The organism is Kitasatospora sp. NPDC058444 (genome assembly GCF_042721415.1).
Classification (GTDB): Bacteria; Actinomycetota; Actinomycetes; order Streptomycetales; family Streptomycetaceae; genus Kitasatospora.
Window position 1 is genome coordinate 35,802 of record NZ_JBHXLL010000025.1, and the last position, 9,265, is coordinate 45,066.

Consider the following 9,265-nt stretch of genomic DNA (forward strand, 5'->3'; position numbering starts at 1 on the left):
GACTCGCAGGCGATGGTGGTCTGTTCGCGCGGCACCGTGCCGGTGGAGTAGCCGAGGTTGATCGTGTTCCTGCGGTTGTACTCCCACACGCCGACGCAGTCGAGGGTCATCTCCTCGGCGGTCAGGTCGACGCGTAGGACGTCCACGCGGTGGTGAGCCGGACGTTGTTGTTGTCCGAGTTGTCCGTGGAGACCATGGTGGAGACGTTGACCGGGGGCCCGGCCGGTACCTGGGCGGTGGCGCTGCCCCAGGCGTCGCGGGCGTCACCGGCCCTCACGAACTGCGGGCGGCCCGTGCGACGGCGCTCGCCGTGCCCGGCGATCATCGGCGTGACCCACCCTTCGCCGAAATCGCCTCGATAAGCACACCCGCCCAGCTCGGGGTCAGATGCCGTAACGGCGGCGGCGCAGCTTCTCGGCCAGGCCCTTGTACGGGTCGGGCTCGGAGTGCGGGGTCAGCCCGCCCGCGCCCAGCACGGGCTTCGGGGCGGCGACGGTGGCCAGCTGCTCGGCATGCGCACGGACGGCGGCCTCGTCGGAGCCCTGGACCAGGGCGGCGAGGACCGGCGGCAGCGCGTACTCGGCAGCGATGCGCTCCCGAAGGGCCTGCTCCTGGAGCTGGGCGACCTGGGCGCGCAGCTCGTCCGCCTCGACCCCGGCCTCCTGGCCGCGCTCGCGGGCGGTGTCCAGGTCGGCCTGGATCTTCTCGTACAGCACCTTGTAGTCCGGCTCGGTCGGCGTCGGGGTGGCCGGGGTCTGCTCGCCGCCCTCCGGAGCCTCGGGCACGGGCTCGGGGGTGGCCGGCGGGGTGGCCGGGTTCATCACGCCGCCAGGAATCGCCTCGGCCGGGATCGGGGTCTCGGGCACGTCTCTCCTGGATTCTGGTGTTGGGTATGCCAATTGGGCAGTGCGGGGTGCCCGAGGAGCTTGCTGAAACTCCCAGCGCGCCCACGAGTGTGCATGCCACCATCGGCAGAGGACGCCACCTCTAGGGCGAAGGGAAAGCTGTGGGAGCGAGCTGGGAGTACAAGATCATCGACGTGAGGGTGAATGGCTGGAACGTCGATCTTGCACAGCTGAACGCTCTGGGCTCGCAGGGCTGGGAGGCGGTGAGTGTGAACCGCTACGTTGAGAAGATCGGCAACTCCACGGAGGTTGTCCACCGCGAAGTGCTGCTGAAGCGCGCCGTTCACTAGGTATTGCCGTAGTAGGTGCGCCAGTCCGCCAGTGACCCGCCCCAGAAGTCGCGCCGCATCCGGGCGAACCGGTCGTTGGTGGCGGGGAGTTGGTAGCGGCGGGAGAAGATCGGGACGGCCTGGCAGTAGCAGTGCGGGTGCGCGCCGAACGCGGCCGTGCGCTTGGACTTGTAGACCGTGCCTCGGCCGGCCATGAGCACGCAGAAGTAGCAGGGGCTCGCATCGGTGGCGCGGAAGTAGCCGATCGCCCCAGGGTCGCCCTGGAGGGCGAGGCGGACGGCGTCGCGGCCGGCCTCCTGGAGGACGGGGAAGGGTGGCACCAGCACGAGTGGCAGGCCGTCCGCGCACAGTCCAACTGGCAAGCCGCATACCGGATCATGGGCGACGCCGCCGGGGAACCGGGGACGCTGTGGGACACCTGTGGCGAAGGCATCATCTACGACGCCGATTCGTTCCTGGCCGGCGCCGCAGCGCGCCGCATCGCGGACAGCCTGGCCGGATGCCCCCTGCTGGACGAGACGGACCACAGCGAGCGGGAACACGCCGCCATGGTCGAGGAGATCGAGGGCTCACCCCTCACCCTGCCGGACGGCGTCGACGGTGAGGACGTGCTCCGCGAGCTGTCGTGTCCGTCGCTCGGCGAGATCACCATGACCATGGTCGAAGACGCCCTGTCAGGCCTGGGATACACCGCCTGCTCCGACTGTGACGAGTGGCTGACCCCCAGGGACGCCCGGACCGGTGAGCCGCTGTGCCGCGACTGCGCGCTCAACGAGTCGTGCCCGCCCGTGCAGGGGACCGCCCCCACCCTGACCGGCGGGTCCGGCTGGACCACCGGCGAACCCCTGGTCGCCGCCCTGGCGCCCTACCTCGACGGCTACGCCGCCCGGCAGGGCGCCGCGTACCGGGAGGACGTCCGGGCCATCGTGCGGGGCTCCGCATAGGCACCAGGCCCCACCCCCACCTCCGGGGGGCCGGTGTCGAAGTGCCGGGTGACGGAGCTCGGTTGGCATTGAGCCCCACCGTAAGAGTGCTGTGTATATCTTTTTTAGAAGTGTCACCAAAAATGACACTAACGACATGACCCTTACGCCGTACTACCCGCCATCATCCTGCATGACCACGGGTTGGCACTGTTGGAGACTCCAGTGGCCATCGCCTTCCGGAGCGTTCCACACGGCTTCGCCCTCAGAGTCGTGCGGTGGGGGGTTCGCGCGGGCGAAGAAGTCAATCCTGTGCACCCTGAGAACACCTTGACTTCGCCACCGGTACAAGTGACGCCTGCGCGAGCCGCTAATTTCTCCAGGCGAGGGGGTCGTTCTGCAAAGGATGGCCCTGCGAACCGCCTCAAAGGAGTGAGTCATGAGTTCTCAGGCGAAGAAGTTCGGTTTCGGTATGCCATGGGAATCGTTGTACGGGTACAGCCAGGCCATCCAGGTCGGTGAAACGGTCTACGTGTCAGGTCAGCTGTCTCATGACCGTCTCGGCAACTTCATCGGGACGGGCGACTTCGAGTTGCAGTTCCAAACCGCGCTGGAGAACCTGGACCTGGTGCTGGATCAGTTCGGGGCCGAGCGCGGTCAGGTAGTGGAGACCACTGTGCTTGTGAGGAACCTGCGGGAGAACTTCGAATCGGCCGCACGCCTCCACGCGGAGTACTTCGGAAAGCATCGTCCCGCCAGCACGATCATGGGGATTTCCGACTTGGCGCTGCCCGATCAGCTCGTGGAGATCGCCGCGCTCGTCCGTCTGGATGTTGAGTCGTAAAAGCCAGCAAAGGAATTGGGCGTGTTGGCGCGTGATCAGCTTTCTCCTTGAGGAAAGCTGTCTGCTTCAAGCATGCCCGCTTCCCTGCGCGCTCATGTCGTCCCCATGTCGCCGGAGCCGGCCACTCAAGCTGGCTCCGGCGACGGTGGGCATCAGGGGGGGCGCACGCGGTCAGGGCAGGGGCAGGGCGCGCAGAATCGTATGGCAGCCGGGACCGGCGATGGTGGCGAGCGGGCGGGCGATGTCGGCAACGATCTCGACCCGGAATGTGCCGGCCGCGTCAGCGAACACCGGCTGGCCATCCCGGGTGGTTTCGCCGGTGGCATGGACGACGATGACCTCCGGCGGAGCTTGACAGCCGCTGACCGGGCCATAGGGTGCCCCTGCCTCGTCTCCTCGGGGCAGGGGCACCCGCCTGCCAACTCCTCTGCAAGGGAAGTCCGTTGCCTGCGCAGCACAACATCGAATCCGAGCGCGAACTCTGGGACACGTACGCGGCCGGCATCAAGGACGACGTCTTCGACGCCGGGCCGCTCTTCCGCTGGACCCAGTACGCCGACCACGGGCCCGGTCCCGAGCTGCTCGGGTCACCGACCAGCGCACTGGAGATCGGATGCGGCACCGGCCGCGCGCTGGCCACGCTGGCCGGGCAAGGTGTGAAGGTCGCCGGCGTAGACCGAGGACAAGCCTGTCGCCCAGATCTGCCACGGCCCGCTGATCACCGCCGCCGCCGGCGTGCTCGACGGCCGCCGCACCGCCGCCTACCCGGCGCTGGCCCCGGACGTCAAGGCGGCGGGTGCCGAGTTCGTGGACGGCGAGGCCGCGGTGGACGGCACGGTCGTCTCGGCCCGCGCCTGGCCCGACCACCCGGGGTGGCTGCGCGCTTTCGTCGAGGTCCTGCGCACCAAGGCGCCACTGGGCTGACCGGCGCACCGGGCCCCCGCCGCGGGAGCCGTACCCCGAGCCGTCTCGGGGTACGGCTCCGGGATCCGTAGGGGTCCACCGCCCGCCCGGAGGGGGACGACCGCGCGGGCGGTTTCGGCCATGGTGTCAAGTGACCGGGAGTGCAGGGGAGTTGACGATCTCCGCCGGCCCCGGACCAGGAGGACAGCATGACCGTCGACCGCACCGCCCCGACCCCCGCACGCCGCCGGCCGGCCCTGCGCGCCGCCGTCGCGGCCACCCTCGGCGCGGGCCTGCTCGCCACGCTCGCCGCCCCGGCCGCCGTCGCCCGGCCCGCCGAACGCCCGTCGGCCGCCGGCTGCCACGGCGCGATCCACCTCCCGGCCACCGGCGCCCCGCCCGGCGACGACGCCCCGACCGGCGACGGTTCCCCGACCGGCGACGGCGCCGCTGCCACCCGCCCGGCCGACTGGGCGGCCGCCGACGCCGCCCTGGCCGGGATGACCGACACCGGCTACTCGACCTCGGCCCTCGCCGCCGTCCGCGAGAACGGCCGCCTGGTCTGGCGCAACGCCACCGGCGTCGCCGACCTCGCCACCGGGGAACCCGCCGACGCCCGGGGCCGGTTCCGGATCGGCAGCGCCACCAAGACCTTCGTCGCCACCACCCTGCTCCAACTGGTCGGCGAGGGCCGGCTGGACCTGGACGACCGGCTGGAGTGCCTGCTGCCCGGCGTCGTGCCGAACAGCACCGCGATCACCGTCCGCCAGCTGCTCGACCACACCAGCGGCGTCGCCAACTACACCAGGGACCCGGCCTTCGAGTTCTACGAGCAGGACTGGCTGACCACCCGCCGTTACCGGTCGTACGGCCTGCGGGACCTCGTGGACATCGCGAACAGGTACCCGCCCGACTTCGCCCCGGGGCAGGACTGGCGGTACTCCAACACCAACTACATCCTGGTCGCGATGATCATCGAGAAGCTCACCGGCCACGCCTGGACCGACGAGGTCACCCGCCGGATCATCGTCCCGCTCCACCTCACCGGCACCTTCGCACCCCGCGACCTCCCGTTCATCCCCGGCCCGCACGCCCACGGCTACTTCAAGCTGGACACCGGCCCGGTCGACGTCACCGAACTCAACCCCTCCATGGCCGGGCCCTCCGGCGGCATGATCTCCACCACCGGCGACGCCACCGCCTTCCTCCGTGCCCTGCTCGGCGGCCGGCTGCTGCGCCCCGCCGAACTCGCCGCGATGAAGGAGACCACCACCCACGGCGAGGGCCGGAGCTACGGCCTCGGCCTCCAGCGCCTGGACACCCCGTGCGGCCCCTTCTGGGGCCACGCCGGCGGCATTCCCGGCTACAGCACCATGATGCTGTCCTCCCCGGACGGGGCACGGCAGTACGCCGCCGACACCACCGTCTACGACATCCCGGACGAGGCCGCCGCCCGGGCGGCCTGGGACAGGGTGACCGTCACCGCCCTCTGCGGACCCCGACCGGGAACCGCCGCACCCGACCTCGCCCGCACGGCGCCGTGACCGACCCCCTACGCTGACCGGCGAGCCAACGGCCCACCGTCACCAGGAGGACGAGACATGGCAGAGCCGCTGATCGCCGCAGTCGGGGGCAGGGTGCCCGCCGTCGACCCGGGCGCCTTCGTCGCGCCGAACGCCGTCGTGGTCGGGGACGTGACCGTCGCCGCCGGCGCCAGTGTCTGGTACGGCGCGGTGCTGCGCGGCGACGCCGAGTCGATCAGCGTCGGCGCGGGCAGCAACATCCAGGACAACTGCACCCTGCACGCCGACCCCGGCTTCCCGCTGGTGGTCGGCGAGCGGATCTCGGTCGGCCACAACGCCGTGCTGCACGGCTGCACCGTCGAGGACGACGTCCTGGTGGGCATGAACGCCACCGTCCTCAACGGCGCCCGGATCGGCACCGGCTCGCTGGTCGCGGCCGGCGCGGTGGTGCCGCAGGGCATGGTCGTGCCGCCCGGCTCGCTGGTCGCCGGCGTCCCGGCCAAGGTCCGCCGCGAGCTGACCGAGGACGAGAAGGCGGGCATCACGTCCAACGGCTCCGGCTACCAGCTGCTCGCCGACGCCCACCGGGAGATAGAGCCCGTCTAGCTAGCTAGGCGGTGGCCATCGCGGTCGCGGCCCGTTCCGTTGCCACCGGCTCCGGGGCCATCGGTTCCGTCGCCACCGGGGCGGGCCGGCGCCGGTCGACCACCCAGGCGAGCACCGCGATCACCGTCCCCGTGGCGGCCAGGACCGCGCCGACCAGCGTCGGCGCGGTCCAGCCGAACCCGGCGTCCAGCGCCAGCCCGCCGAAGTACGCGCCCTGGGCGTTGGCCAGGTTGAAGGCGCCCTGGACGGTCGCCGAGGCGAGGGTCGGCGCGCTGCGCGCCTTCTGCAGCACCAGGGTCTGCACGGCCGGCACGATCGCGAAGCCGAACAGCCCGATCAGCACCACGGTGACCGCCGCCGACCAGCGGGCGTGCGCGGTCACCGCGAACAACGCCAGGGTGGCGGAGAGCAGTACGAAGGCCGCGCACACGGTGGGGCGCAGCGCCCGGTCGGCGGCGAACCCGCCCAGCACGTTGCCGATCGTCATGCCGACCCCGAACAGCGCCAGCACCAGGGTCACCGAGCCGGTGGCGTACCCGGAGACGTTGGTGAGCAGCGGGGTGATGTAGCTGTAGCAGGCGAAGAAGCCGCCGCAGCCGAACACCACGGTGGCCAGCGCCAGCCAGAGCTGTCCGCTGCGGAAGGCCCGCAGCTCGTGCCGGAGCCCGGACTGGCCGGGGGAGGGCAGCGCGGGCACCAGCCGGGCGATGGCGACCGTCCCGGCGGCCGCGATCAGCACGACCACCAGCATGGTCGCCCGCCAGCCCAGGTGCTGGCCGAGCAGGGTCGCGGCCGGCACGCCGACGATGTTGGCGACGGTCAGTCCGGAGAACATCACGGCCACCGCCCGGGCCCGCCGGTCCGGCGCGACCAGTTCGGCCGCCGCCACCGCGCCCGCTCCGAAGAAGGCGCCGTGCGGCAGTCCGGTGATCAGTCGGGCGGCGGCCAGCGTCCAGAAGTCCGGCGCCACCGCGCACAGCAGGTTGCCGGCCGCGAACAGCCCGGCCAGCGCCACCAGCACCGCCTTGCGCGGCCGCCCGGAGGCCAGCGCGGTCAGCAGCGGCGCGCCGACCACCACCCCCAGCGCGTACGCCGAGATCAGCCAGCCCGCCTGCGGGATGGAGACGTGGAGACTGTCGGCGACCTGGGGGAGCAGCCCCATGGCGGCGAATTCGGTGGTTCCGATGGCGAACGCGGTGACGGCCAGCGCGAACAGCGCGAGAGGCAAGGGGGTGACTCCGGAGTGATGCCGACGGACCGGGGAAGCGCGCGGCGGGATGAACTGGACGGGCGGGATGAACTGGATGAGCACGATGAACTGGATGGGCAGGATGAAACGGACGAAGGTGGGACGAATTCGTTCGTCGGGCATCCTAATCCGGACGGATGACGGCGCCGTGAGGCGCGTGTGACGAAAGGGGGTCGCCGACACGGCTCCCGCGCGCGAGACTGGGAGCATGTGCCGCAACATCAAGACGCTGCGACCCCCCGTCACGCCCGACGCCGGCGAGGAGGACTTCCACGCCGCCGCGCTCCAGTACGTCCGCAAGGTGTCCGGGTTCCGCGCCCCCGCGGCGCACAACCGGGAGGCCTTCGACCGGGCGGTGGAGGCGGTCGCGGAGGCCACCGCCCGGCTGCTCGCGGAGCTGGAGGTGCGCGGCTCGCACGTGCCGGTCGCCGTGCCGGCCGAGGCCGCCGGGTAGGCAGGAGCTGGTGTGATGGAACCCGCCGAGCGCTACGCCCTCACCTTCCCCGGAACCCCGGGCACCCAGGCCCCGCAGGACGTCGTGGTGGTCACCCGCACCGACGCGCGAGGGCCGGGTGGCCATCCGGTGTACGAGGACGAGAGCGGCATCGTCCGGGCCGAGATCAGCGACGCCGGCGAGGTTCGGATGCTCGCCAGCGGCGGCCACCAGAGTCCGCACGTGCCGGTGCACGCCCACCCGCTGCCCTGACCGTGCCCGGGCCCGGCCGTCGTCGGCCGACACCGGGAACCATGGGCGAGACCGCCCGCCGTCGGGCACAATCGCCGTATGACCACAGCGAGTTGGCAGGGCGTCGTGATCGCCGAGAGTGCGGACACCGTCGTCGTCGAGGGCAACCACTACTTCCCGGTCGAGGCGGTGCGCGCCGAGTACCTGCGCCCCTCGGACAGCACCACGGTGTGCAGCTGGAAGGGCACCGCCGGCTACTACACCCTGGAGGTGGACGGGCGGTCCAACCCGGACGCCGCCTGGTTCTACGCCGACCCGGAACCCGAGGCCGAGCACGTGCGCGGCCGGGTGGCCTTCTGGCGGGGGGTGGAGGTCGCCGAGTAGGCCGTCCCGGGCCGTGCCGTCGTCGCGAAAGGGGCACCGGATTCCCATGGCAGTCTTCCGCAGGCCGGGCCGCTCCCGGCCGACCGCCGAGCCCGACCTGAGCGAGCAGCTCGCCGAACTGGTCGAGGAGTCCGAGCAGCCCGTCGGCCCGGTCGCCGAGTACGCGGCGAAGCAGCGCGGCCGCGGCCGGGCCGTGGTGCTGCACACCGCCCGGCTGCTCGGCCGCCGCGGCCGGGCAGCCGCCAGCGGAACGGCCAGGGGCGCGGTGTACGGCGGCAAGGCGCTGACCGAACAGCTGGTGCGGACCGCGCCCCGGATCCCGGTGCGCGACCTCGCCACCCTGCGGGCGCAGCACCCGGAGGCGGCCTTCCCGGAGCAGCTGGCCGACCTGCTGGTCACCGGCGCCGTCCGGGCCTCCAGCGCACTCGGCGCGGGCGTCGGCGCCGTGGCGATGCTGCCGGTGCCGCCCGCGATGCCGCTGGAGATCGCCGCCGAGACGCTCGCGGTGGCCGCCGTGGAGGTCAAGCTGATCGCCGAGCTGCACGAGGTCTACGGCACCCCGGCGCAGGGCACCGCCACCCATCGGGCCGGTGCCTACCTCGGTGCCTGGGCCAACCGCCGCGGGATCGACGCGAGCCTGCTGGTGCGGCCCGCCGGCTTCGCCGCGCTGGCGATCAGCGCGGAGGTGCGCCAGCAGGTCCGCCGGCGGCTGACCCGCAGCTCGCTGCGGCACCTTCCGGCGGTGATGCCGCTACTGGTCGGGGCCGGCATCGGCGCGACCATGAACCGCCGCGACACCCGCCGGCTGGCCGACGAGGTGCGGCGGGACCTGCGCGAGCGCCGCCCGGCGGACGGCGGTTACTGGGTCGCGGCCGCGCTGACGCCGAAGGGCGCGCCGACCCCGTAGCCGTCGTGGGGAGCAGCGGCGGCGCGCCCGGGAGCCGGTCCCGGGC

The 9,265-nt window shown here is 72.3% G+C and carries 14 protein-coding genes and 2 pseudogenes; 11 read left to right on the forward strand and 5 right to left on the reverse strand.

The genetic code is table 11. The features are described from left to right. Positions 1-121: 121 nt before the first annotated feature. Positions 122-325: a hypothetical protein gene (locus ACFWP2_RS24565; RefSeq protein ID WP_380454934.1), complete on the reverse strand. Its 204-nt coding sequence runs from the start codon at positions 323-325 to the stop codon at positions 122-124. Positions 326-383: 58 nt separating this feature from the next. Continuing rightward, positions 384-866 (reverse strand): hypothetical protein, encoded by a 483-nt coding sequence (locus ACFWP2_RS24570; RefSeq protein ID WP_380454936.1) that lies wholly within the window; start codon positions 864-866, stop codon positions 384-386. A 140-nt stretch (positions 867-1,006) separates the two neighbouring features. Between ACFWP2_RS24570 and ACFWP2_RS24575 the strand changes: the two genes are divergently transcribed. Further along, a complete protein-coding gene (locus tag ACFWP2_RS24575) occupies positions 1,007-1,195 on the forward strand; it encodes a DUF4177 domain-containing protein (protein WP_380454938.1) in 189 nt (62 codons plus the stop codon). Here the strand turns inward: ACFWP2_RS24575 and ACFWP2_RS24580 are convergent. After that, entirely contained in the window at positions 1,192-1,557 is a 366-nt protein-coding gene (locus ACFWP2_RS24580; RefSeq protein ID WP_380454940.1) for a hypothetical protein, read from the reverse strand. The genes ACFWP2_RS24575 and ACFWP2_RS24580 overlap by 4 nt on opposite strands. Before the next feature lie 15 nt (positions 1,558-1,572). On the opposite strand from ACFWP2_RS24580, the gene ACFWP2_RS24585 reads away from it, so the two are divergent. Together ACFWP2_RS24585 and ACFWP2_RS24590 are read left to right on the forward strand one after the other, a co-directional pair. After that, positions 1,573-2,139 (forward strand): hypothetical protein, encoded by a 567-nt coding sequence (locus ACFWP2_RS24585; protein ID WP_380454942.1) that lies wholly within the window; start codon positions 1,573-1,575, stop codon positions 2,137-2,139. Between the two features lie 418 nt (positions 2,140-2,557). Beyond that, positions 2,558-2,962 (forward strand): RidA family protein, encoded by a 405-nt coding sequence (locus tag ACFWP2_RS24590; protein WP_380454944.1) that lies wholly within the window; start codon positions 2,558-2,560, stop codon positions 2,960-2,962. A gap of 171 nt (positions 2,963-3,133) precedes the next feature. On the opposite strand, the gene ACFWP2_RS24595 is transcribed toward ACFWP2_RS24590, so the two are convergent. Then, the gene (locus ACFWP2_RS24595; protein WP_380454946.1) at positions 3,134-3,373 is read right to left on the reverse strand and encodes a DUF6296 family protein; all 240 of its coding nucleotides are present in this window, start codon (positions 3,371-3,373) and stop codon (positions 3,134-3,136) included. A gap of 32 nt (positions 3,374-3,405) precedes the next feature. Between ACFWP2_RS24595 and ACFWP2_RS24600 the strand changes: the two are divergent. The 4 genes and pseudogenes from ACFWP2_RS24600 to ACFWP2_RS24615 form a co-directional block, all read left to right on the forward strand. Then, positions 3,406-3,639 (forward strand): annotated as a pseudogene (locus ACFWP2_RS24600) (SAM-dependent methyltransferase); the annotation flags it as partial. A 4-nt stretch (positions 3,640-3,643) separates the two neighbouring features. Further along, a pseudogene (locus ACFWP2_RS24605) lies at positions 3,644-3,886 on the forward strand (DJ-1/PfpI family protein); the annotation flags it as partial. A 188-nt stretch (positions 3,887-4,074) separates the two neighbouring features. Then, positions 4,075-5,409: a serine hydrolase domain-containing protein gene (locus ACFWP2_RS24610; RefSeq protein ID WP_380454948.1), complete on the forward strand. Its 1,335-nt coding sequence runs from the start codon at positions 4,075-4,077 to the stop codon at positions 5,407-5,409. Between the two features lie 57 nt (positions 5,410-5,466). Continuing rightward, positions 5,467-5,994, forward strand: coding sequence for a gamma carbonic anhydrase family protein (locus ACFWP2_RS24615; protein ID WP_380454950.1), 528 nt, complete (start codon positions 5,467-5,469; stop codon positions 5,992-5,994). 4 nt (positions 5,995-5,998) lie between these two features. Here the strand turns inward: ACFWP2_RS24615 and ACFWP2_RS24620 are convergent, their stop codons facing one another. Continuing rightward, positions 5,999-7,222 carry an MFS transporter gene (locus tag ACFWP2_RS24620; RefSeq protein WP_380454952.1) on the reverse strand — a complete coding sequence of 408 codons (1,224 nt, stop codon included), beginning with the start codon at positions 7,220-7,222 and terminating at the stop codon, positions 5,999-6,001. Positions 7,223-7,451: 229 nt separating this feature from the next. Between ACFWP2_RS24620 and ACFWP2_RS24625 the strand changes: the two genes are divergently transcribed. The 4 genes from ACFWP2_RS24625 to ACFWP2_RS24640 all read left to right on the forward strand — a co-directional run bounded on the left by ACFWP2_RS24625 (position 7,452) and on the right by ACFWP2_RS24640 (position 9,219). After that, positions 7,452-7,697: a DUF2277 domain-containing protein gene (locus ACFWP2_RS24625; protein WP_380454954.1), complete on the forward strand. Its 246-nt coding sequence runs from the start codon at positions 7,452-7,454 to the stop codon at positions 7,695-7,697. A gap of 15 nt (positions 7,698-7,712) precedes the next feature. Next, on the forward strand, positions 7,713-7,949 hold the full coding sequence (locus tag ACFWP2_RS24630) for a DUF6296 family protein (protein ID WP_380454956.1): 237 nt from the start codon (positions 7,713-7,715) through the stop codon (positions 7,947-7,949). 78 nt (positions 7,950-8,027) lie between these two features. Then, complete coding sequence (locus tag ACFWP2_RS24635) at positions 8,028-8,312, forward strand: DUF427 domain-containing protein (protein ID WP_380454958.1); 285 nt, start codon at positions 8,028-8,030, stop codon at positions 8,310-8,312. Positions 8,313-8,358: 46 nt separating this feature from the next. Next, positions 8,359-9,219 carry a hypothetical protein gene (locus tag ACFWP2_RS24640; protein WP_380454960.1) on the forward strand — a complete coding sequence of 287 codons (861 nt, stop codon included), beginning with the start codon at positions 8,359-8,361 and terminating at the stop codon, positions 9,217-9,219. The last annotated feature ends 46 nt before the right edge of the window (positions 9,220-9,265 follow it).